The sequence below is a fragment of the uncultured Roseibium sp. genome (assembly GCF_947499295.1).
Lineage (GTDB): Bacteria > Pseudomonadota > Alphaproteobacteria > Rhizobiales > Stappiaceae > Roseibium.
Genome location: NZ_CANMNP010000006.1, coordinates 1 through 23,704, shown reverse-complemented (window position 1 = coordinate 23,704; position 23,704 = coordinate 1). Strand labels below are relative to the sequence as shown.

General features: G+C 54.5%; 14 protein-coding genes. 9 read left to right on the top strand and 5 right to left on the bottom strand.

The window, feature by feature from the left end; translation table 11 throughout:
- Positions 1-686: 686 nt before the first annotated feature.
- From Q0835_RS11410 to Q0835_RS11385, 6 genes are all read left to right on the top strand, one after another.
- A complete protein-coding gene (locus Q0835_RS11410) occupies positions 687-1,430 on the top strand; it encodes a DUF4261 domain-containing protein (RefSeq protein ID WP_298961210.1) in 744 nt (247 codons plus the stop codon).
- A gap of 36 nt (positions 1,431-1,466) precedes the next feature.
- The gene (locus Q0835_RS11405) at positions 1,467-2,063 is read left to right on the top strand and encodes a DUF1629 domain-containing protein (RefSeq protein ID WP_298961207.1); all 597 of its coding nucleotides are present in this window, start codon (positions 1,467-1,469) and stop codon (positions 2,061-2,063) included.
- Complete coding sequence (locus tag Q0835_RS11400; protein ID WP_298961202.1) at positions 2,053-3,537, top strand: AHH domain-containing protein; 1,485 nt, start codon at positions 2,053-2,055, stop codon at positions 3,535-3,537. Before Q0835_RS11405 ends, Q0835_RS11400 begins: the two co-directional genes overlap by 11 nt.
- Complete coding sequence (locus tag Q0835_RS11395; RefSeq protein WP_298961199.1) at positions 3,419-11,239, top strand: calcium-binding protein; 7,821 nt, start codon at positions 3,419-3,421, stop codon at positions 11,237-11,239. Before Q0835_RS11400 ends, Q0835_RS11395 begins: the two co-directional genes overlap by 119 nt.
- Positions 11,240-11,635: 396 nt before the next feature.
- On the top strand, positions 11,636-14,197 hold the full coding sequence (locus Q0835_RS11390; protein ID WP_298961196.1) for an FAD-dependent oxidoreductase: 2,562 nt from the start codon (positions 11,636-11,638) through the stop codon (positions 14,195-14,197).
- 112 nt (positions 14,198-14,309) lie between these two features.
- Positions 14,310-14,537 carry a hypothetical protein gene (locus Q0835_RS11385; RefSeq protein WP_298961193.1) on the top strand — a complete coding sequence of 76 codons (228 nt, stop codon included), beginning with the start codon at positions 14,310-14,312 and terminating at the stop codon, positions 14,535-14,537.
- Positions 14,538-14,544: 7 nt separating this feature from the next.
- Here the strand turns inward: Q0835_RS11385 and Q0835_RS11380 are convergent, their stop codons facing one another.
- The 4 genes from Q0835_RS11380 to iolD are packed head-to-tail and all read right to left on the bottom strand — an operon-like array spanning position 14,545 to position 19,081.
- Positions 14,545-15,375: a class II fructose-bisphosphate aldolase gene (locus tag Q0835_RS11380; RefSeq protein WP_298961191.1), complete on the bottom strand. Its 831-nt coding sequence runs from the start codon at positions 15,373-15,375 to the stop codon at positions 14,545-14,547.
- A complete protein-coding gene (locus Q0835_RS11375; protein ID WP_298821959.1) occupies positions 15,372-16,214 on the bottom strand; it encodes a 5-deoxy-glucuronate isomerase in 843 nt (280 codons plus the stop codon). The genes Q0835_RS11380 and Q0835_RS11375 overlap by 4 nt, the downstream gene beginning before the upstream one ends.
- Before the next feature lie 10 nt (positions 16,215-16,224).
- Positions 16,225-17,199 carry a 5-dehydro-2-deoxygluconokinase gene (gene iolC / locus Q0835_RS11370; protein WP_298961189.1) on the bottom strand — a complete coding sequence of 325 codons (975 nt, stop codon included), beginning with the start codon at positions 17,197-17,199 and terminating at the stop codon, positions 16,225-16,227.
- Between the two features lies 1 nt (position 17,200).
- Positions 17,201-19,081 (bottom strand): 3D-(3,5/4)-trihydroxycyclohexane-1,2-dione acylhydrolase (decyclizing), encoded by a 1,881-nt coding sequence (gene iolD / locus Q0835_RS11365; RefSeq protein WP_298961186.1) that lies wholly within the window; start codon positions 19,079-19,081, stop codon positions 17,201-17,203.
- Positions 19,082-19,198: 117 nt separating this feature from the next.
- Between iolD and Q0835_RS11360 the strand changes: the two genes are divergently transcribed.
- From Q0835_RS11360 to Q0835_RS11350, 3 genes are read left to right on the top strand one after another with little or no spacing between them, the layout of a single operon-like run.
- Positions 19,199-20,320 carry a Gfo/Idh/MocA family oxidoreductase gene (locus Q0835_RS11360; RefSeq protein WP_298821956.1) on the top strand — a complete coding sequence of 374 codons (1,122 nt, stop codon included), beginning with the start codon at positions 19,199-19,201 and terminating at the stop codon, positions 20,318-20,320.
- A gap of 41 nt (positions 20,321-20,361) precedes the next feature.
- Positions 20,362-21,264, top strand: coding sequence for a TIM barrel protein (locus tag Q0835_RS11355; protein ID WP_298961183.1), 903 nt, complete (start codon positions 20,362-20,364; stop codon positions 21,262-21,264).
- On the top strand, positions 21,261-22,400 hold the full coding sequence (locus tag Q0835_RS11350) for a Gfo/Idh/MocA family oxidoreductase (protein WP_298961180.1): 1,140 nt from the start codon (positions 21,261-21,263) through the stop codon (positions 22,398-22,400). The genes Q0835_RS11355 and Q0835_RS11350 overlap by 4 nt, the downstream gene beginning before the upstream one ends.
- Before the next feature lie 69 nt (positions 22,401-22,469).
- Here the strand turns inward: Q0835_RS11350 and Q0835_RS11345 are convergent, their stop codons facing one another.
- Positions 22,470-23,465, bottom strand: a complete 996-nt coding sequence (locus Q0835_RS11345; protein ID WP_298961176.1) for a LacI family DNA-binding transcriptional regulator — start codon at positions 23,463-23,465, stop codon at positions 22,470-22,472.
- Between the last annotated feature and the right edge of the window lie 239 nt (positions 23,466-23,704).

Sequence of the window (23,704 nt, the reverse complement as noted above, 5' to 3'; positions counted from 1 at the left end):
CACATTGCTATTCGCTGAAGCCGCTTGACGAGCGTCCTTTGGCAAAATGTCTAAGAGACGCTCCGCCTTTGGAAAGCGCGGGAGGAGTTCATTGCGTATTGGACGGATCTTGCCTATGACCCCAGGGTACCGGAATTTGAATTTGAAGAAGCACCAAGTAAAATGGTTCATTTTGGGCTTAGCTTGGGTCTGCCAACGTCGGCCGATCTACTCCCCTCTATAGCAAAGGAGGTCTCGAACAGCGAAGATTATCCTGACATCTTCGCCATGCCCGACCCTGATGCAGCAAGCAACATCCTTCGAAATACCATTAAATACTTAAAATATGGAAATAATAATAATTTCCATTAAAATTAATTGATAGATGGAGAGAGTAAGCATCCAGACAATATTATATATTTAATCGCGCCGCCTCCATAGCGCTCTAGTTGACTAGAAGCCAGCAATTCCGCATGGCCCAGTTTTCATGAAATCCATTGGCGTTAAGGTGATATCAAGTCAAAAAAATTGCCCACGCGCTAGCATGTGATTTGTCCAGCACATGACATGCTAAACAGGAGCTCGCAGAGCCAGAAGGTTAATTTTTTGCAAATAGGCAGAGACTAAAACGAGAGCATATTACAATGAGTAATCGTTTCATGACCATGCTAGCCCTAGAAAACGCGCAATTCGCGGATGGAAGGGAAGTGATTGCGGCGCTCAAGTCTTTCGCGCCAAATGTCGAGGCGGAAACGGTAGACTCAGAGCAAGCAGAAGCTGCTCAACCAACTCACTTGGTTCGTATGGGACAAACCGTTCTTGCGCTAATCCATGTTGACAAGCCGCTGCCCGTGGACACCGCCGAACGTCCGATTGCTTACAATCAGACTTGGCCAGGAGCCAAGGCAGCAGTAGAAAAACACAAAGCGCATGTAATCGTAGCGGTCTTTCAGTCAGAAGAAGGCTTTGCAGCTGCGCGCCAAAGCGCAATCAATCTGACACTTTTAACCGCAGCCGTTATCAAGAGCCATTCGGTACTCAGCATAATTTGGACGACCGGCAACACTATCTCTGAACCGATCATGGCTTTTAAAGCTCTGCAGCAGATCAGCGAACAAAAATACCCTCTAGATCTGTGGCTACAGATTTATCCTTATCGTCCCCCCACTCTACCCGAATCTCAAACAATGATCGGTTTTGTTACTGAAGGCCTGCAGCCTTTTATCGGCCGGGAAATTCAGTTTGAACCCGGGGCTCTCTCGCCCCAGGACACTGCCTCTCGAGTGCTAAACATCTCACACTACCTTTTGGCGCAGGGACCGGTGCTTCGGGACGGTGAGACGCTCGGAATAAGCGAAACCGAAAAAATCCGCATTCGGCATAGGCCGGAAGGCGCTCAACCGGGAGTGCCTATTTTGGAACTGAGCCTGGAGCAGGCGAAAACCATCTAGACAAATAGAAAGACAACACAAAGAAAGAGGTAAGTAATGGCATGGAGAGTATCCGTTGATATAAAAGAGTTTCCAAAAAAATTTGATTACAGGCCAGATCAATCTGGTCAAATGGGGGATATTGAGCAAACAGAACCTAAACTAACTCCAGACCAAGTGCCGTCGAGAGTAACAATTAGCGGAAAAGTTTCAGAATGCGCCCTGTTCGTTATGGCTTTTGGCGGTGGGCAATGGATCGTTTCGCAAAGATTTAGGGACCTTGTCGAAGCGTTGGAACCGAACGTTCATAACTGGCTACCCACGGACCTATTTTGGTCGAATGGGCAGCCACTACCAGAGCCTTACTACTTTCTGCAACCAGGTCAATCACTGGACACCGTTATTTTCGAAAGATCTTTTTTTACAAGCGGCGTCTCAACTACCGGAGAACACTATGTTGTTTTCCCCGTAACAAGTCATCTGATGACATTCGACAAAAGAAAGATAAACGGAAAGCACCTTTGGAAGGAGTATTACGCTGGATATCAAGATACTTTCTTTTCCGATGAATTAGTTAACGAATTGAAGAAAATAAGATTCAAAAAATGCTTCGAACTTCTTGAATGTCGAGAGGAGGTTGGAAATGACGGTTGACATAAATGATTTTGTATTCGCGAGTGAATTCAGAACGGACCCAAGCTTTCCAAAAAAAAATCCTAAAGAAACCAGTCCAGCAGACTGGAATGCGAATTTCGAAGGCCATCATCTTATTCCTACAAATGTTGCTAATAAATTCAAGTTTCTGAAAGCTCTGGCGCAAATTGATTTGGACCCCAATAATCCCACAGGAACTGGACTCTACAAACACAATAGCTTTAACGAAAATGGTATTTGGCTGCCAACCCACGAGGCGGATTCAATTGCAAGCGGTCTCGCGTTACATAAGGGAGGCCATACAAACACATACAACGGTCTTGTCGAAGATCTTCTTCGTGAAATTGAAAGAAAACATAATCTTGGCAATCTAAGCCAAAACACAGATTTTGATGACCCGGATATCCGGTCACGCCTTGAGGCTGCAGCAAAGGAACTGGATGCTGTCGAAAAGTATTTGCGCGACGGTTTGATGGCAAATCGCGTATCGGGAGCCAATGGCTCAGACCCCGATCGCATGGCGCCTAAGTTCATGATAAATAGTGCAGATCCTCACGCTCAAGCCATTGGAGGATTCGACGCCGGCTACCCGGCCAGCGTAGCGGAAGACTACAAGGACTTTCTAGATTTGCACTTCACCAACGGCGATCCCGTCGACGGCACGCCGAAGGGAAGTTACCAAAGCATTTCGACGGCCTCGGACCCAAGTATTACGAATGCCAATGGGGATGTGGTTAACCCTTTTGAGCGACGCGCACTTATTGACCCATCATTCGACACTGCCGGAATTGAGGTATTTTCTGCCCAATCGCAACTGATTAGAGGCTCGAATTCTCTCAACGACAGCGGCCCCCAAAACCCCTTTTCGGACAAGGTTGATTTACTTGGCGTTGCCATCCTCACAACTGCAGGAATTGTTTTGGTTTCATCCGATCCAGCCGCAGCGCAAGAGATAAATGATGATATTAGAGCATTTCTCGAAAGTGTTGACAGCGACACCTTACTGGATTTCGGCGCCTCTGCGATATTAGAAAAGGTTGTAGCAGGAACCATATTTGTCGCCGCAGGTAAACAAGCAGGCGCTTTTGCATACATCACATATGAAATTGGAATAAATATAAATGACGCGCGTGCCGTTTTGGAATATTTCGAAGCAAAATTCCCTCATTGGACTTGGGTTGACTATGTAAAACCTCTTTTCGATTATTTGTATGTTGCTACACAGTATTTTCCTGACTTCGAATTTGATTTCCCTGAATTTGTTATGCTTGAAGACGTGGGGCATTTCTCCGGCAAGGATGATCGCCAGGCAATTCTAGCCCTCGGAGATGATTCGATTGATGCTGGCGGCGGCAATGACTGGATCGCGCATACAGGAACCGGCGTGGTGCGTGGTGGGGAAGGCGACGACACCATTGTTGCTTTCACACAGTATGAAGGGATCGAGCAAAGAGTTGACGATCGACGCCGGTGACGGCAATGATTGGGTTTGGGGGTTCGGCGCCGCAGAAATTCACCTCGGCAAAGGTAACGACTGGCTCATTAGAGCGGGCACAGGCTCTGTCATATACGCAGGCCCAGGAGGTGAGGACGACAAAGATTTTATCAATTTGATGTGGTCCACCGGCACGCAAGTGGTGGGCGCTGATGGCTATGACTTGGTTCTGGCGTTTGGCCATTTGAGCACAGCCGGTACTTTTACCAAGCACGTCGATTCAGAAAGTCCTTTTTTATATGGTCTCGGAGGCATTCTTAAATTCGCAGTCGACGCAAGTGGCGCCCTGGCTATCGGAGACCTCTTTTCGAGACGCGAGGACGAAGAGTCGTTCCTCACATTGGCAAACTTCAATAACGATCCCTTAGGTCCAGCCTCCGAAGCAACAGCAGGCATTCGAACGGCAGAGATCCAAACTGAAATGTGGCGTCTTGCCGATGGGCGCGAGAACGGTATTGGCAAGGTCAATGGTGAAAGCATGTGGTCTTTCATCGTTCAAAGTGTGAAGTATGTTCTCGATTCTGCGAATGTCGGCGGCGTCGATCCGCTTGTGTTCGACCTCGACGGCGACGGCCTGGAACTGACCTCCATGGTGACGGGCGTCAGCCCCATGTTCGACATGGATGGCGACGGGTTTGCCGAGCATAGCGGCTGGGTGGCGCCGGATGACGGGCTGCTGACGCTCGATCTCAATGCCAATGGCACCATCGACGATATCAACGAGCTTTTCGGCGGCGTCGGACAGTCCGGCTTTGCAGCGCTGGCCGCCTATGACCTCAACGGCGACGGCAAGATCGACGCGCAGGATGCGGTTTATTCGGATCTCCGCATCTGGCGGGATCTGGACCGGGATGCTGAAACCGATGCCGGTGAACTCTTCACACTTTCCGAACTCGATATTGCCTCTATCGATCTGACGGCGACCGATGACGGCAGCCAGAACGCGCTGAATGTGGTGGCCCGTACCGGCAGCTTTACGCGCGGCGACGGCAGCACCGGCACGGTGGGCGACATCGAGTTCCGAATCAACAATTACGACACGGTTTATACGGGCGATACGACCATTGCGCCCGATATCGCGGCCAACATGCCGGCCCTTAAAGGCCATGGCGTTCTGACCGAACTCCAGGTGGCCCTCACGCTGGAGGGCCCGAACGGGCCATTGGCGCAGACGATCAACACCGTTCTGCCCACGCTGAATGTGATCGACCGGGACGTGCTGTCCGAGCGCGCCTTCGACATTCTCGATGCCTGGGCCAAGGCACCGCCTGCCGCCACTGGCTTCGGCAGCAATCCGGATGTGCCGGTGCTGATCAGCCGCGCGGGCGGCGAACTGGAAGTCCTGGACTTCGCTGTTCAGGTGACCGAGCAAATCACTTTGCAAGATGGGTCGGAAGACACTGTCACCTATTGGAAACTGGCAGGCAGCACCTCCATCACCGACGCCGATGGCAATGTGATCGAGTACCCAAGCTATGATCAGGTTCTGGCCGACCCGGTGAATGGGGCGGATGTTGCCTGGGAAGTCGTCACCGCAGCCGAGCTTGATTTCATCGAGCGCTATTTCGGCGAGAACATACCCGTTGACGATCCGGGAGCCTTGACCGGAACTGCAATTGCCGGCCTTGGCGCCCTTTTGGGCCGGACAGAGCTGCTGGTGGAGCAACTTGCGCTTCGCCTGGCGATGCAAGGCGGTTTGAAGCCTTATTTTGACGGAGTTGAATATTCGGTCGAAACCGACCGTTTCTCGCCCACCTCCGAATTTGAACTCATCCCGTTCTTCAAGAAGATCTTCGAAGCAGCACCGCAAGATGCCACTGGCGCGGCAGACTGGCTGGACGCCTGGAAACCGCTGATCGACACGCTTCTGTCAGACTATGACCGGCCGGGTGGCAACCGGATTACGGAGCCGTTCATCTTCACCAATGTGGTGGCTGCCTACGAGACCGTCGGATTGCCGGTCAGCCTGGCGGTGGCCGCCGAGAGCCTCGGAGTCTCGCAGGATATCGTTGACTATGGTTCCGGCGCCCGCACCGGCACGGACGAGAACGAAATCTTTTATATGTCCACCGGCGACGACGTGGTGGAGAGCAAAACCGGAAGCGACGTCTTTGTCTTCGGTCAGAATTTCGGCAATGACGTCATCAACGACCTTGAGCAAAGCTCAGACAATTTCGACACCATCCGTTTTGCTCATCTGACGCCCGATCAGATTACCGCTGCCCGGGACGGCAAAGACCTGATCCTGACTGTCACGGAAACCGGAGACAGCGTGCGGGTCGTGGGCCAGTTCCATGACATGCAGTATTCGCTGTTTGGCGGCGTTGTCGGGCCGTTTCAGGGCATTGAAGAAATTGTTTTCGCCAATGGCGAAGTCTGGGGCATGAGCGAGATTGCCACCGCCATCTCAAACCCGCTTGCCAGCGATGACACCCTGATTGGCACCGATCATGCGGATCTGATGGATGGCGGGGCCGGCAATGATTTTCTGCAAGGCGGCGACAATACGGATATCTATCTGTTCAATGCCGGCTATGGCCACGACACGATTCACGATGCCCAGGTTGATGTCCTCTCGCGCAGCGAAGACATTCTCATCTTCGGCGCGGATCTCTCCTATGACGATCTCTCGTTCTACCGTGACGGTGGCAGCAATACGCTGGTCATCAATACGGCGGGTGGCGACAGCCTGACGATCAACGGCCAGTTCTTTGGCGTAACTGCGATCGGCGGGGAGTTCTGGTTCGACCGGATCGAATACTTCCAGTTCGAGAACAGCAATGGCGAGAGCCAGGGCTTCGACTACGAACACATCATGAGCAGACTGATCGCCGATGCCAAAACCGACGGCGACGACACGATCTACGGCTTCACCCGCGATGATGTTCTCGATGGCGGCTCCGGCAACGACTACCTCTCCGGTGGCAACAAGAACGATACATATGTCTTTGGCTTCGGCTACGGCTCAGACATCTTCGATGAAGGCATCAATCTTGATCTGAATTTCGAGACAATTGACAAAGTGAAGTTTGGCGAAGGTGTTACGGCAAGCGATGTGACACTCGAGCGCGAGGGCGACAGTGCGGACCTAACCGTAAAACTGTCGGATGGCAGCCAGTTCAAAATCCTGCGTCAATTCCTTGGCGACAATATTGCCGGTAATCACTACTTCGCCATCGAGAGCTTTGAGTTCGAAGACGGCACTGTCTGGGATCAGGAACACATCTACAACTACTTCCTGCAGTCCACCACTGGTGATGACACCATCAATGGCTTCTGGCGGAATGATGTATTGGACGGCGGCGCGGGCAACGACTACCTGAATGGCGGCGATGGCGACGACACCTATCATTTCGGCTTCGGCTATGGACAGGATATCATCTACGACAAGTTCCTCTCAGTCTTCAGCAATGAAAACGACAAACTGCTGTTTGGCGCAGGCGTCACCGCAAATGACGTCACCTGGTCGCGGAATGGGGCTTCAAATGACCTGATCGCAACTCTGTCTGACGGCAGCCAACTGACGATCCAAAGCCAGTTCCTCTATAACAATTTTGGTCACCGCTATTTCGATATCGAGCATTTCGAATTTGCAGACGGGTCAACGATTTCAATCGGTGAAATTCAACAGCAGCTGATCGCAGGCACAGACGGAGACGACACACTTTACGGGTTCGCGTCCGAAGACGTATTTGACGGCGGATTGGGCAACGACACCTACTATGGCGGCGAATACAGCGACACCTACCACTTCGGCATAGGCTACGGCCACGACCGGATCTTAGATGAACAGGTTTCGATCTTTATAGACAACACGGACAAGATTGTTTTTGGCGCGGGTATCTCGACATCGGACGTCTCAATTTCCTGGACCGACGATCTCTACCTTGATCTTACACTGTCGCTAAATGCGAACGACAGCATCACGGTTGTTGGCTACAGAGGCTTGGCACCGTTCGATTTCAATGTCGTTGAAGAGTTCCATTTCCAAGATGGCACGGTCTGGGAGACAGACGATCTCATCGCCCACTATCTGCAAGGTGTATCGACCAGCGGTGATGATCTCATTTCAGGCTTTACTCTCGATGACACCATTGATGCCGGCGCTGGAGACGACACTGTCTACGGCCGTTATGGCTCTGATACGATCAGAGGAGGCTTAGGTGACGACAACCTCAACGGTGGCAAGCATTCCGATACTTATATCTACGAGTTGGGAGATGGCGCTGATATTATCGCTGAAACCACAAACAATGGTGCTGCCGACAAACTTCTTCTTGGTGCCGGAATTCTGACATCTGAGGTGACTGTTTCGCGTAGCCCTCAAGATCTAAATGAGGTCATTCTCACATTTGTAGATGGAGGCTCGGTAACGCTGAAACACCAATCCGTTGATTGGTTCGACAGCGGTGTTGAGCTGATAGAATTTGCAGACGGTACAATCTGGACCAGCGAGGATCTTGCTCGGATCCTGGCGGAGAACGCCTGGACAGATGGCGATGATACGATCGACGGCTACACCAACTCAAACGACTATCTCTTCGCAGGAGCTGGAAACGACACTGTCTTTGGCTATTCCGGAGAGGACATTATTACAGGTGGTCTTGGCGATGATACGCTCGACGGCGGTAAAGACTCCGACATCTACCGTTACGATCTTGGCGATGGCGCAGACACCATCATAGAGACCTATAACAACGGTACTGCCGATCGGCTGGTCCTTGGTGAAGGCATCCTTCCAGGAGAAGTTACTCTCGTTCGCGGAACGAGTGATTTGAACGAAGTCACACTGTCGTTCACCGACGGCGGCTCGGTCCTGTTGAAACACCAGCTGGGTGAATTCTTCAATAGCGGTGTCGAAGAGGTTCAATTCGCCGATGGCACGATCTGGACCCGTGCCGACTTGCGCTCCATGATCTTGGCACAAGAGATCACAAATGGCGACGATGACATCAACGGCTTCGGTGTCGTCGACACTATCGATGCCGGTGCTGGCGATGACACTGTCAATGCTGGCGACGCGGATGATATCCTCACTGGTGGATTAGGCGACGACGTTCTTGATGGCGGAGACGGTTCGGACACGTTTGTCTACAATCTTGGAGATGGCAACGATACCATCCATGAGCTTTTCAACAATGGTGCCACCGACAAGCTGGTTCTCGGAGATGGAATTGTTCCTGGCGAGGTCACGCTGACGCGCGGTGTAAGTGAGCTGAATGACGTCACACTAGGTTTCGTCGATGGTGGATCAGTCCTTCTGACGGACCAGCTCGACGACTATTTCGACACTGGCGTTGAGCAAATCGAATTTGCCGATGGCACGATCTGGACCCGTGGTGACCTGCGTTTGCTGCTTCTGTCGCAAGCAGGAACATCTGGCGACGACATCATTCACGGCTTTAATGTCGATGATGAGATTGACGCTGGTGTCGGGAATGACAGCGTAAAGGGTGCATCTGGTGACGACATTATCACCGGCGGTCTTGGCGATGACGCGCTCGAGGGCGGCAAAGGTAGTGACGTTTACCACTACAATCTGGGCGACGGCTCGGACACGATCAGTGAAGACTATTATCAAGGTGCGGCTGACAGGCTGGTCTTTGGTGCTGGGATTACGCCGCAATCCGTCAAGATCGTACGACCCGGTGTGGGCGCTCAAGATGCTTTGCTACTGCTGTCTGACGGATCGATAATCACCCTGACAGAACAATTCCTTGCCTCCTCCGAAAAAGGCATCGAGGCGATCGAATTCCAGGATGGGACCGTTTGGACGCAAACGGACATCGAGACGATCGCAATCATTAATGCAAAACCTCAGGCAGAAGCCGATAATTTCAATCTTTTATTCGACGGTTCGCCGATTGAACTAGCGTCCGCCGATATACTGGCAAACGATGTCGATGACGGAACGTTGACCATTGTCGCTGCCACAATTGACGGCAACGGAACTGTTGACTTGTTGCCTTCAGGTAATTTGAGCCTTCTCCCGGATGAAGGCTTCGAAGGCGATATTATTATCACCTATGTGGTCAGCGACGGCGACTTCACATCAGTCAATGTCATCACAGTTTCCGTTTCTCCCGATGACGATCCAGCAACAGACGACACCATCACCGGAACCAACGAGGATGACATCCTGTTGGGGGGTAGAGGCAATGACACGCTGAATGGTGGTAGCGGCAACGATATTCTGGTTGGCGGCTTGGACAACGACACACTGCACGGCAGCTATGACAGCGATACCTATGTCTTCACCAGAGGCGACGGAACCGATACAATCGAAGACAATGGCTATCTCTCTACCGACAAGTTGGTTCTACACGGATATGCGCAGAGCGAAGTGATCGTTTCCCGAGCGAGCACCTCCAGTTCAGCGATACTGACCTTTGTCGGAACCACCGATCAAGTTACAATTGTTGATACACTTGAGGGGAGTAACTACGATCAGATTGAGCAAATTGTCTTTGATGACGGTGCGATTTGGTCGATGGGCGATCTGCGAACCAAGATCCTCAGCAGTCTTCAGACCGATGGCAATGACACTATCCAAGGCTTTAGTAGCATTGGAGATGCCATTGAGGGCGGTCTTGGCAATGACACGCTCCATGGACGAGGTGGTTCAGACACTTATGTGTTCTCCCGAGGTGATGGAGTCGATGTAATTGAAGACAACGGATTCGGAGACACGGATCGACTCGTACTTCACGGCTACTCTCCGGACGAAGTCATTATTTCGCGAGATGGATTATCAGACACTGCGATCCTGACTTTTGTCGGAACATCCGACCAAATCACTTTGGTCGAGTCGCTTGATATCAGCGTCTACGATCAGATCGAGCAGATTGTTTTTGACAACGGTACTATCTGGACAATGAGCGATCTCCGATCCGCTGTCCTAACCTCTGTTCAGTCCGATGGCGATGATTTCATTCACGGCTTTGGCCGTGTTGATGAAACGTTGGTGGGTGGTCTGGGAAATGACACGATTGAAGCGGATGGCGGTGATGATACACTAATAGGCGGCCTCGGAAACGACACATTACACGGTGAAGGCGGCTCGGACACTTATGTCTTTGCACGCGGTGACGGCGTCGATACTATCGAAGACAACGGTTTTGGCTCTACGGACAAGATTGTAATCAACGGCTACCTGCCGAACGAAGTGAGTGTTTCGCGCGTCGGGTCATCGAACACAGCAATATTTACCTTTGCTGGAACAACAGACCAGATCACAATCATCAACACTCTTGATAGTGACCTTTGGGACGGGATTGAGCAGATTGTCTTCGACAATGGAACGATCTGGACCATGGCCGAAGCCAGGGTGCAAGCAATGTTCGGTACCTCCTCTGATGAAGTCATCATCGGATTCTCTGGAGATGATGTCATCGTCGGCGCTGCGGGGAATGACATTCTGACTGGTGGCGGCGGAAACGATACATTCCGCTTTATTGCTGGAGATACCGGCAATGACACTGTCACGGACTTCACAGCAGGAGCTGGATCTGGCGATATGATTGAGTTTGAAACTGCTATCTTTACGTCTTACTCAGAGGTGCTTGCAGCCGCGACAGATGACGGTTCCGACACGACCATCTCGATTGACGGCAGCACGAGTATCGTCCTAGAAGGTGTCCTTACCAGCGCGCTGCTTCAGGATGATTTTCAGTTTGTGTAACCTATCTACCAGAGTAGATCGGCGTTCTCACAATGCCGGTTAATTGCCTGCCAGGCTAAGGAACGAATGACGAACGTCATCGCTCCTTAGCCTGCACTTCGCGAGTGCTTCTTGAAAGAACTCGATGCACAGTCAAACATGCGACTAAGTTGTTCGCCCTGGATCTGTGCCCAACCACCCGAAACCGACCCAGATGACGCAATTGAGCTATTTTGCTCCGGGATCTGTCGCGAGCCGAGGTGCGATAAATCGGAAAACTGTTTTGAGGAAAAAGGTTGGTTGACCGGAAACGGTCCACCCGGCCTTGATATGGCTTGAAAGCTCCAGGCGGAAGCGGGCAATCGGTACGTCGCATCCGATGGTGGCATGACGGCGGGAAGCAAAAAGGAATGAGACATGTCAGCTTTTCCTGACAAGGCACAAATCGTCATCGTCGGTCTGGGCGGCATTGTCGGCGCGTCGGTGGCGCATCACCTCATCGAGCGTGGCTGGACGGATATCGTCGGCATCGACAAGTCCGGCATTCCGACGGATATCGGCTCGACGGCCCACGCATCCGACTTCTGCTACACCACAAGCCACGACTATCTGTCGGTCTGGACCACGCAATATTCCATCGATTTCTTTGAAAAGATGGGCCACTACGCCCGGGTCGGCGGTCTTGAGGTCGCGCGCACCGGTGATGACACCTGGATGGAGGAAATCAAGCGCAAGGTCACATCCGGCAAGGCCTTCGGCACCAATGTCAGCCTGGTCACTCCGGCCGAGATCAAGGAAAAGTTCCCGCTGATCGAAGAGGACATGGTCCAGGGCGGCATGTGGGATCCGGATGCCGGTCTGGTCATTCCGCGCTCGCAGACCGTCGCCGGCAAGTTGGTCGACCAGGGCGAAAAGTCTGGCAAACTGAAGGTCTTCGCCAACACGCCCGCGCAATCGCTTATTGTCGAGAATGGCCGAATTTCCGGCGTCAAAACCCATCGCGGCACGATCCACGCCGATCACGTGATTGTCTGCGCCGGTCTTTGGGGCCGCCAGATCGCCGAGATGGTCGGCGAAGACTTGCCGGTTATGCCCGTCGACCACCCGCTGACTTTCTTCGGCCCCTATAACGAGTTTGAAGGCACCGGCAAGGATATCGGATACCCTCTTTTGCGTGACCAGGGCAACTCAGCCTACATGCGCGACACGGGCGACCCGAAAACAGCCGAAGGCGGGCAGATAGAATGGGGCTATTACGAGACCGACACGCCGCGCCTCTGCCATCCGCGTGATCTGCTTGAAAAGGATCAGGCGCGTCTGTCACCCTCGCAGCGCGATCTGGAAATGGAACAGGTCATCGAGCCGCTGGAACGCGCTATGGAACTGACGCCGATCCTGGGTGAGATCGGCTATAATGAAAGCCATTCCTTCAACGGTTTGTTGCAGGTCTCCGCTGCCGGTGGCCCGTCTTGCGGCGAAAGCCAGAAAGTACGCGGTCTCTGGTACTGTGTTGCCATCTGGGTGAAGGACGGCCCGGGCTACGGCAAGTTGATTGCAGACTGGATCACCGACGGACGCACTGAAATCGATCACGCTTCCATCGATTATTCCCGCTTCTACGCCCATCAGATGACCGAGGAATTCATCGAAGGGCGCTGCTACGAAGCGGCCCAGAAGATTTATTTCCCCGCAATCCATCCGCGCGAGCCATATGCTTCCGGCCGCGGCGTCAAGCGCTCCCCTTTCCATGAGCGCGAAGTCGAACTTGGTGGTCACTTCATGGAACTTGGCGGCTGGGAACGCGCGCATGGGTATGCCGCCAACGACCACCTGCTGGAGAAATACGGCAACCGCGTTCCTATGCGCGAAAATGAATGGGACAACCGTCACTTCTGGCGTGTTTCCAATGCTGAGCAGCTGGCCCTCAGCGAAGATTGCGGGATCATCAACCTGTCGCATTTTTATATGTTCGACGTTGAAGGTCCTGATCATGTGGCCCTGATGGAATGGCTTTGCGCTGCCAAGATCGGCGGCGACACCATGATCGGCAAAGGCATCTACACGCATTTCCTCGATGACGAAGGCAATGTGCGGGCGGATCTGACGGTCTTCCGCATGGAAGACCGTTGCCGCATCGTGGATGGTGCTGATGCCGGACCGCGTGACCTGCGCTATGTTCAACGTGTTGCCGAAGACAAGGGCTTCAAGGTCACCGTGACGGATGTCAGCGAAGCCTATACCACCATCGGCATTTGGGGTCCGAACGCCCGGGAAAACCTGAAGAAGGTCGTTTCCGATCCGGCAACGCTCGATCCGGAGAACTTCCCCTTCGCAGCCATCCGCAAGCTTGAAATCGCCGGCAAGGAAGTGTCAGCACTTAGGCTGTCCTATGTGGGCGAACAGGGCTGGGAACTTCATATGAAATATGAAGACGGTCTTGCTGTCTGGGACGCGCTCAGAGCAATCGGCGTCATGGCCGTTGGCGTTGAAACCTATGCCAATTCGCGCCGCATGGAAAAGAGCCTGCGGCTGCAGAACGCCGATCTCCTGACCCAGTATAATCTCTATGAGGCGGACCTTGCCCGGCCGAAAGTGAAGGAAGCCGACTTCCGCGGAAAGGCCAAACATCTGGAGTACCGGGCGCGCGAAAAACAACCTGCCATGCTGTGCACCCTGGTCATGACCGACAACACAGACGGACAAGGCGTCAAGCGCTATCCGGTTGGCGCCATGCCGGTTCAGGACCCTGAAACGGGCAAGACGCTGGTCGATAATCTCGGGCGGATTTCCTACACAACATCAGTTGCTTATGGACCGACCATCGGCAAGAACATCGCGCTCGCCTACCTGCCTCAAGACTATTGCCAGGTCGGCCGCAAGCTGAACGTCGAATACTTCTCGGAAACCTACCCGGTTGAAGTGGCGGGCGTCGGATACCAGCCGCTGTATGACCCGGAAAACCTGAAACCACGGTCATAGTGCCGTATTCCGCGAGGTCTGAAAAAGACCTCGCGGCAAGCACCGGTTATTGAAACGCGATTTAATAAACCCTAAATTGAAAGTGTGATTGTAGTCTTTCAGGAGGGTACCCATGCCATTCTTTTCTCCCCGCGGTCCGGTTTCGCACGCAGCAGCAGAAGCCTTTGCAAAGGGTGTCAAAAGAGGAATGGCGCCTGAATCGCGCATCCCGTCTTCAGAAAGGAAAGCTGAGGCCCAGACCAGGCGTGCAGAAGAGCCGCCGACAAGCGCCACCCGTGTCACTCCAAGCCGGAAAAAGACAGGCTTTTTGTCTCGCTTGAAGGCTTTCTTTCTGCGCTAGAACAGTCTCAAGACGGGCCAACCGTCCTGAGAACTTTTTTGGTTGTCTCGCGCATCGCCGGCATGACCGACCGCAGTATTTCATTGCGGTCGAACACGTTCGGCTTGTCCGCCAATGTCTGACGCAGTGAGCGGCCGAACGTTTGCCGCAATTCCGTTCCGAAGTTGAATTTGCAGACACGCGTCTCGCGCGCAAGGCGAATGCGATCGTCCTGTGGAATGCCGCTGCCACCGTGCAAAACCAGCGGTTTTGTCGTCACATGCTCAACAGCTGCGAGCGCCTCAAAATCAATGCCGTCTGTCGCTTCAGTTTGCAGGTGCACATTGCCAATCGACACAGCGATTGCATCTGCTCCGCTTTCCTTGTCGAACCGCGCAACCTCAGCCGGATCGGTAAAGGCGGAGGAGGCCCCTTCGGCATAGCCGACATACCCGACTTCCCCTTCAACGGAGACATGGGCTTTGCGCGCGATTTCAGCCAGACCCGCGGTCATATCGATGTTTTCGGATATCGGACGCTTGGATCCATCGAACATCAGCGACGTGAACCCGTGATCGATCCCCTGCAGACACTCTTCAACGCTGTAGCCATGGTCCAGATGACAGACCACCGGAACACTCGCCTGATCCGCCAGATGACGCAGCATTTTGCCGATCACGGGCACTGGTGTATGCGCCCGGCATCCGGGTCCGGCCTGCAGGATCACAGGCAGGCCTGTTTCCTCGGCGGCTTCCACAAAGGCAACGGCATCTTCCCAGCCGAGCACGACCAATCCGGCAAGCGCATATCCGTCGCGGGCAGCATCTGCCAGAACGTCATTCAGTGGAACTGCGGTCATTTGAACTTGGCAATCATGTCCTTGATGCCCGGGATCGTCTCGATCTGCCAGGCATGATCGGGCTGGAAATACTGAACCAGCGAGCGCTGCGACAGACCGCCCAGGATCGTGAAATAATACATTTCATAGCCTGGTGCGACGACGCAAGGGTGGTAGCCTTTGTCGAGCACGATCGTTGATCCGTCGACGATGTGATAGGCATCCCCAACCTTGCCGTCCTCCCGCTGAACCAGCTGCATGCCGAAGCCGTTGTTCGGGCGGAAGCGGAAATTATAGGTCTCGTCGTGACGCGATTCTTCCGGCAGACGGTCCGTATCGTGTTTGTGCGGCGGAAAGCCGGACCAGCCCCCCTGGCCGACCGTGAACAGTTCGGACACCAGAAGGCGGCCTACCCTGTCGTGATACTTGGTTCCCAGAATGTGTTTGATCTTGCGGTGCGTTTTGGTGTCGTCGGAGCCGTATTGCACCAGGTCGATATCCGGCGTCCGGACATCGAATGGTTCCAGAACCTTGTCGTATTTGGCCCCTGCAACGAACACTTCAGCGGCTTCGCTGACACAGACCATCTGCGCCTTGGCACCGGTCGGGACATAGACGCCTTCCGGTTCTCCGTCCCAGACATCCCCGCCACGATTGCCGAGCTTGTCGAAAGACACACCTTCAACAGTTACATCCACGCTGCCCGTCGCCGGAACAATGGCGGTCTCGTAACCGGGCACCGAGTATTCAAATGCCTGCCCACGTTTCAGCTTGACGATGTTGAAGTAGTTGAGCGGAACACGCGTATCGTCGGTATCGATGATGGCCTTGTTCGCATTTTCGAACGGCGGGATATGCATAACGATCTCCTCAGCTCTGTGGAGCGGTGTTTTGCTCAAGAAACGACTCAAGCTCTTCGGGCGTCGGCATGGCGGGTGCACAGCCAAAGCGTGACACAACCATTGCTGCAGCGGCTGAGCCGCGCAGCACCGCCTCTCTCAGCGTCGCCCCTTTGACAAGGGAAGCAATCAGAAGAGCCATGAAGGCATCGCCAGCCCCCATCGGCTTGATGGCTTCAACCGGAAAAATACCGGTCTGAAAACTCTCTTCCGGTGCGAAGACGATCGAGCCCATTTCGCCCATTTTGTAAATGGCGGTCTTGCCGGCCTCGGTCAGGCCGCCCGCCAAACGGCGACCTGCCTCTGTGTCTCCTCCGGCCACAACGGCAAATTCTTCATCGTTGCCGACAACAAGGTCCGTCAATTCAATGGCGGCACCATAAGTCTCCGCAGCTTCCACGCTTCCAGGCCAGCTATAAGGGCGATAGTCAAGATCGATGACGACCATCATCCCGGCGGCACGTGCCTCTTCCATCGCCACGAAGCAGGCTTTGCGCGAAGGGTCGGCCGCAAGCGCTGTACCGGTCACGATCAGCGCATCGAACTTGCTGAATTCAATCTCCCTGACGTGGGCTTCATCAAGCAGAAGATCCGCTGCATTGTTCCTGTAAAGCGTGTTCTGGGTATTTTCGATGCGCGTTTCCGTCACGGCCAGCGAGGTTCTGCATTCACCTGCAAGCTCAACGACATGCGTCGTATCAACACCGTAGCTGCACAGTTCCCTGCGGACAAAGCGGCCAACTGAATCCTTTGACACGCAGGTCAAAAGACTGGTCGCCACACCTTGCCTTGCCAGACCGGCGGCAATGTTGCCGGAAGACCCGCCAAGAGCGGTCGCAAATCCGGTCGCAGTCTCTGCTTCTGCGCCTGGAGGGTCGGCATAAAGATCCATACCGGCCCGGCCAAGGACCAACATTCTGGACGCGGGCGAAAGGGATTTCGGCATCTCAGATGCCTTTTCTTTGCGCGCTGCGACCGGCTTCCCAATCAACATGCGCCTTGCGCACGCGTTCGCTTTCCGAGACTTCCGGAGTGCCAACTTCCCACCATGCGTGACCTTCCTGTGTCCATCCGTCAAAGGCGTCCACCTGAAGAGAAATCACATAGGTCTTTTCCGATTGCTTGGCGCGACCGAAGGCCTCTTTCAGCTCGGCAATGGAAGAAACGGTTTCCGCATTCGCACCCATTGCCCGCGCATGCGCCTCAAAGTCGACAGCAAAGGGCTCAACCGCCAGCCTGCAATCGCTGATCAGATTGTTGAAGGACTCGTTGCCGGTGTTGTTCTGCAACTTGTTGATCACGGCAAAGCCGCCATTGTCGCAGACGATGACAATGAGCTTGGCTCCCGACAATACGGAAGAATAGATGTCGGAGTTCATGAGCATATAAGAACCGTCGCCGGTAAAGACGATCGTGTCGCGATCGGCATGGCGCTCCTGGTGACCAAGACGAGCACCCCAGCCACCGGCAATTTCATATCCCATGCAAGAGAAGCCGAATTCAACATCCACGCTGCCCAAGGAACGTGTACGCCAGTTGGCTGTCACCTCGGCGGGCAAACCGCCTGCCGCAGCAACAACCCTGTCATCATCCGCACAAACCTCATTCACCGCGCCGATCACCTGAGCGTAGGACATCGGCCGGTTGCTGCCGTCTTGCGCAGTTGGCGAGGTATTGTCGTCGACATAAGCGTTCCAGGCGGCCCGCTCCTTGGCAGCCTTCTGCCTCCAGTCAGCAGGTGTCTCATAGGTCCCGAGCGCGTCTGCAAGAAGCGGCAGCGTCAATTTGGCGTCTCCGACTACCGGCAGAGCCATATGTTTGCCCGCATCAACGCGCCCGACATTCAGGGACACGATTTTCGCATCACCCGCAAATGCCGTCCACGACCCGGTTGTGAAATCCTGCAGGCGGGTGCCGACTGCAAGCACGACATCTGCTTGACCCGCAAGAGCATTGGCCGAATTGGAGCCGGTCACACCGATCGGCCCGCAGTTCAGTTCATCTGAGTGAACAAGATTGGCCCGACCCGCGATCGTCTCAACGACCGGAATCTTGTGCCGGCGCGCAAAGTCGAGCAGCTCCTGCGTTGCAAGCGAGTACTGGACACCGCCACCCGCAATGATCAGCGGGCGTTCGGCGGATTTCAGACACGCGGCTGCAGCCGCAAGTTCGCGCTGATCGGCGGTCTGGCGACGCAGATAGTGGGTGTTCGGCTCAAAGAATGCTTCCGGATAGTCATACGCCCAACCCTGAACATCCTGTGGAAGTCCCAGGAACGCCGGCCCGCAGTCTGCCGGGTCAATCAGCGTGTTGATCGCAGCCGGCAACGATTGCAACAGCTGTGCCGGGTGTGTCAGCCGATCCCAATATCTGGTGACACTCTTGAACGCATCGTTGACCGACAGGCTTGGATTGCTTGGATGTTCAACTTGTTGCAGAACCGGGTCCGGCAATCGGGTGACGAATGCATCCCCGGACAGCATGAGCAGCGGCAGTCTGTTGGTGTGCGCAATACCTGCGGAAGTTAGCATGTTGGTCGTGCCCGGTCCGGCCGACGTTGTTGCAAACATGAACCGCTGGCGCAGTTGCTGCTTGGCGTAGGCAACCGCAGCCATTGCCATGGATTGCTCGTTCTGACCGCGCCAAAGCGGCAGTTCTTCGCGGTGCTCGTAAAGCGCCTCGCCAAGACAGGTGACGTTGCCGTGGCCGAAAATGCCAAAACCGCCGGCGCAAAGCCTGACTGTCTTGCCGTCGACTTCGACGAATTGCGCGGCAAGATGGCGGATGAGTGCCTGAGCCATGGTCAGGCGAAGGGTTTTCTGGGCCATGCGCCTCAATTCCTCCCGGACAGCTTTTTCTATTGGCTCTTGGAGCCCTTGACGGCGAAAGCTAATCGGTGTTTACGTATTTTGCAAGCGGTTGCAAAAAAGATCGGATGAAACGGGATGGAAACGCGCAAACTTGGTGTCGGCATCGTCGGCGGCGGGTATATGGGAAAGGCGCATTCAGTGGCGATGCACGCCGTTGGTGCCGTGTTTGACACAGCCTTGCGCCCTGCCCTTGAAATGATCTGCACCACAACGCCTGAGGGCGCTGCGCGGAAGGCGAGCGAACTCGGGTTTTCAAACTCGACGTCCGACTGGCGGGAGCTTGTCAACAATCCTGCCGTCGAAGCCATCGTGATCGCTTCGCCGCAGGAAACGCATCTGGAAATTTCCAAGGCCGCATTTGACCTTGGCAAGCCGGTCTTTTGTGAAAAACCACTGGGGCGCAATCTGGCTGACAGCCGCGCCATGACAGCTGCGGCAAAAGCGTCAAACTGCATCAACATGGTTGGCTTCAACTATATCAGGACACCTGCCTCTCAGCTCGCACGTGAGATAATAAGCTCAGGGGAAATTGGCGACGTTACCTATATTCGCGGCGAGCACACCGAAGACTTTTTTGCCGACCCGGAAAGCCCTGCAACCTGGCGCACACAGGGCCGGTCAAACGGCACCATGGGGGACCTGGCACCCCACATCATCAATGCTTCGCAGGCTCTTGGCGGTCCGATGGAACGCGTCCTGGCAGAGATCGAAACTGTGGTGAAGGAACGGCCGGGAAAATCGGGTATGCAGAAGGTCACCAATGACGATCACGCCCAGATTATGTGCCGGTTCATGTCCGGTGCGCTTGGCGCGTTTTATGTCAGCCGCACGGCGTTTGGCCGAAAAATGGGTTATGCCTATGACATATTCGGCACCAAGGGCTCCATCCGCTTCGATCAGGAAGACCAGAACGCACTCTGGCTTTATGAAGGTGGCCAGAACCCGTCGCGGGAAGGCTTCAAGAAGGTTCTGACCGGCCCGCACCACCCGGACTACGTCAACTTTTGCCTCGGCGCCGGACACGGAACAGGCTACCAGGATCAGATCATTATCGAAGCCCGGGATTTCCTGAAGGCCATTGAAACGGGAACAAACAGCTGGCCTACTTTCCAAGACGGCCTTTATGTAAACCAAGTTGTTGAAGCTTCCTGGCAATCAAGCGAATCCCGAAGCTGGATCAATATCGACCAAGTTTAGGCCCAGGGCACCCTGCCCGGCCTCTATTCCGGAAACATCACATGACTATCAAGATTGGAAACGCCCCCTGCTCATGGGGTGTCGAATTCGCAGATGACCCGCGCAACCCGGACTGGAAAACGGTTCTAGACGAGTGCCGCGATGCGGGCTATCGCGGCATCGAGCTTGGTCCTGTCGGCTTCATGCCCGAAGATCCGGCAGAGCTCGGAGATGCGCTTGCCGAACGTGGCTTGGAGCTGATCGGCGGCGTCGTGTTTCGTCCCTTTCATGACCCGGCGCAATGGCACGATGTCAAGGATGGCTCCATCCGGACCTGCGCAGCCCTGAAGGCGCACGGTGCGAAGCATCTCGTCATGATCGATTCCATTTCGCCACGCCGGGCACCAACCGTCGGTCGCCCGGCCGAAGCGGAAAAGATGTCTTCCGAGGAATGGACAGTCTATCGCGGCAGGATCCAGGAGATCGCCAAGATGGCAAGCGAGGAATACGGCCTGACGCCGTCCATTCATCCTCATGCCGGTGGCTTCATGGATTTTGAGAACGAGGTCGAGCAGCTTCTGGAAGAAGTTGACGAAAAGCATATGAAGATCTGCCTTGATACGGGTCACAGCGTCTATGCCGGTTTCGATCCCGTCGCGTTCATGAAGCGGCATATGGACCGCATTTCCTACATGCATTTCAAGGATATCGACCCTGTTGTCATGAAGAGTGTCATTGCAAATCAAACGGACTTCTATGAAGCCTGTGGCGACGGTATCTTCTGTAATCTCGGCAAGGGCAGCGTTGATTTTGCTGCCGTCAGACAATTGCTGCTGGATGCAGGCTTCACCGGCTGGTGCACGGTTGAGCAGGATTGTGATCCGGCCAAGGCACAATCACCGCTCGACGACGCTCGCGAAAACCGCGCCTTTCTCAAATCCATCGGCTTCGAGGTAACGGCATGACAAAGCTCAATTGGGGAATGATCGGTGGCGGTGCAGGGTCTCAGATCGGTCCCACTCACCGCATAAGCGCTGGCCTGGACGGCCATTTTCTCCTGTGCGCTGGAGCCTTTGACATTGATCCGGACCGAGGTAAGGCCTTCGCAGATTCGCTCGGCGTTTCAGCTGCTCGTGCCTATGGCGACTGGCGTGAAATGCTCGCAGCCGAAAGCAGACGCGATGACCGACTGGACCTCGTCACCATCGCGACTCCCAACGCCACGCACTACGAGATTTCTCGTGCTTTTCTCGAAGCGGGTTTCAACGTCTTGTGCGAAAAACCACTGACAATGACAGCGGATGAAGCACGCGAAATCGTTGAAATTGCCAAGAAATCCGGCAAGGTCTGCGCGGTGAATTATGGCTATAGCGGCTACCCGCTGGTTCGTCAGATGCGTGCCATGATCGCCAATGGCGACCTTGGAAAAGTCAGGCTTATCAAGGCAGAGTTTGCGCACGGCTTTCACGCAGATGCCGAAGAAGCGGACAATCCGAGAGTGCGCTGGCGCTACGACCCGGCTCAGGCGGGAACATCTGCGGTGTTCGCGGATGCCGGCATTCATGCGTTCCATATGGCCTGTTTCGTATCAGGCCAGACGCCGACGGAATTGTCGGCGGATTTTGCCTCTCTGGTTGGTGATCGCCAGTTGGAAGATGACGCAATGATCAACTTCCGCTTCGACGGCGGCGCGGTCTGCAGGCTCTGGACAAGTGCGGTCGCAGTTGGCCGGATGCACGGACTGACGCTCCAGGTATTCGGTGAGAAGGGCGGACTTTCCTGGCAGCAGCAGCATCCCGAGCAACTGCATTGGACGCCGCTGAACGGAAGAACCCAGATCCTTGAACGCGGTGACGCGGAATTATCTGAACAGGCCGTTCGCGCTTCGCGCATCCCGATTGGTCATGCCGAAGGCATGCCGGTTGCTTTTGCAAATATCTATATGGATCTGGCGGATGTCCTGAATGCCCAAAAGACCGGAGGAGAGCCCGATCCCCTGGCACTTGACTTCCCTCAGGCCGAAGACGGGTACTGGTCGATGCGGGCAATCGAAGCTGCTGCTTCATCTGCCAAGGCAAACGGTGCCTGGACCCGGCTTTAAAAACTCGGGCGGACGTTCGGCAAAAGATCGTCCGCCCGGCTTCTAAAATGCCTTCGTGGCGTTCTTGCATCAAACAGGCTTCAGAGAACCACGCTCGACAATTGTGCATGGAAACAGGCGAATTTCCGCACTGCGCGTCGGGTTTTCAACCATGCCGACAACAAGTTCCACCGAACTCAGGATGATGTCCCGAATAGGTTGGCGAATGGTCGTGAGTGAATAGGCATCCCATCCTGCCATCGCAATGTCATTAAAGCCCATGAAACCGATTTCTTCAGGGATCGAAAGACCGGCGGCTCGTGCTGCATCCATCGCACCCATGCAGATCAAATCGTCACCACAAAAAACGGCTTCAATCCCACCTTCTTGCAAGACCTGCTGCATGGCATCCCGTCCGGCCTGATAGGTGTAGTTTTCCGCAAAGCAGGTGGCTGCCACCTCAAGACCTTTGTCGTTTGCGGCCTTCAAGAACCCTGCCGCGCGATCCTGTGTTGATGTTGCCGCTTCCGGCCCGCCCAGCAACGCGACCTTCCGGTAACCGCGCTCCGCGAACAGGGCGGCAGCCATGGTCCCGCAATAAACATTGTCGATCCCGACAACATGTACATTGGCATTCGCTTCATATTTGCCGAACGTGTGAATCACGGGAATACCGGCAGCCTGAAAGGACGTCGCAAAGCTTGTGGGAAGCGTCGATGTCGCAACGATGACGCCATCAACGCTGTACTGCCTCAGCAGCTCGACGAATTTTTTCGGCGAAGTTTCTGCAGACAGGTTCACGAGCAACGGGCGGAAACCGCGCTTCTGCAATTCGCTGGTGAACAGGTCGAAGACGTCGAGAAAGGCAGGGTTCTGAAAATTGTTCGCGACCAGACCGATCAGCTTGGTTCGATTTGTGGCCAGGCTGCGTGCGATCAGGGAAGGCTTATAGCCTAGGGTCTTGGCTGCCTTCTCGACTTTTTCTCGCGTCCTGGCGGAAACGCTTGCACCATCGGTGAAAGTCCGGGAGACCGCCGAACGCGACACGCCCGCCAGTTCCGCAACTTCCTTTAATGTAACCGCCAAATTTCAGCCCCAGCCCAGTTGGTCCTTATTCTTCGGGAAACCTACACGAATACCAGACAGCGTCAATTTTTTTGCAACCGGTTGCAATTTCTCTGGTGCTGTGCTTGTCTACCGGCAGGCACGGTCTCGAGGATGAAGTCCGGGATTGTAGAAAGCCTGAAATTTGGGAGGAACTTATGAAGAAGACATTGATCGCCTTTGCGACGGCCGCGATTGCGTTTACGGGACTGAGCGGCACC

What these genes read in the sequence shown, in the direction of transcription:
- Q0835_RS11405 (WP_298961207.1), top strand. Translation starts at nt 1,467, where the DNA reads ATGGCATGGAGAGTATCCGTTGATATAAAAGAGTTTCCAAAAAAATTT.
- Q0835_RS11400 (WP_298961202.1), top strand. Translation starts at nt 2,053, where the DNA reads ATGACGGTTGACATAAATGATTTTGTATTCGCGAGTGAATTCAGAACG.
- Q0835_RS11395 (WP_298961199.1), top strand. Translation starts at nt 3,419, where the DNA reads ATGACTGGATCGCGCATACAGGAACCGGCGTGGTGCGTGGTGGGGAAG.
- Q0835_RS11390 (WP_298961196.1), top strand. Translation starts at nt 11,636, where the DNA reads ATGTCAGCTTTTCCTGACAAGGCACAAATCGTCATCGTCGGTCTGGGC.
- Q0835_RS11385 (WP_298961193.1), top strand. Translation starts at nt 14,310, where the DNA reads ATGCCATTCTTTTCTCCCCGCGGTCCGGTTTCGCACGCAGCAGCAGAA.
- Q0835_RS11380 (WP_298961191.1), bottom strand. Translation starts at nt 15,375, where the DNA reads ATGACCGCAGTTCCACTGAATGACGTTCTGGCAGATGCTGCCCGCGAC.
- Q0835_RS11375 (WP_298821959.1), bottom strand. Translation starts at nt 16,214, where the DNA reads ATGCATATCCCGCCGTTCGAAAATGCGAACAAGGCCATCATCGATACC.
- iolC (WP_298961189.1), bottom strand. Translation starts at nt 17,199, where the DNA reads ATGCCGAAATCCCTTTCGCCCGCGTCCAGAATGTTGGTCCTTGGCCGG.
- iolD (WP_298961186.1), bottom strand. Translation starts at nt 19,081, where the DNA reads ATGGCCCAGAAAACCCTTCGCCTGACCATGGCTCAGGCACTCATCCGC.
- Q0835_RS11360 (WP_298821956.1), top strand. Translation starts at nt 19,199, where the DNA reads ATGGAAACGCGCAAACTTGGTGTCGGCATCGTCGGCGGCGGGTATATG.
- Q0835_RS11355 (WP_298961183.1), top strand. Translation starts at nt 20,362, where the DNA reads ATGACTATCAAGATTGGAAACGCCCCCTGCTCATGGGGTGTCGAATTC.
- Q0835_RS11350 (WP_298961180.1), top strand. Translation starts at nt 21,261, where the DNA reads ATGACAAAGCTCAATTGGGGAATGATCGGTGGCGGTGCAGGGTCTCAG.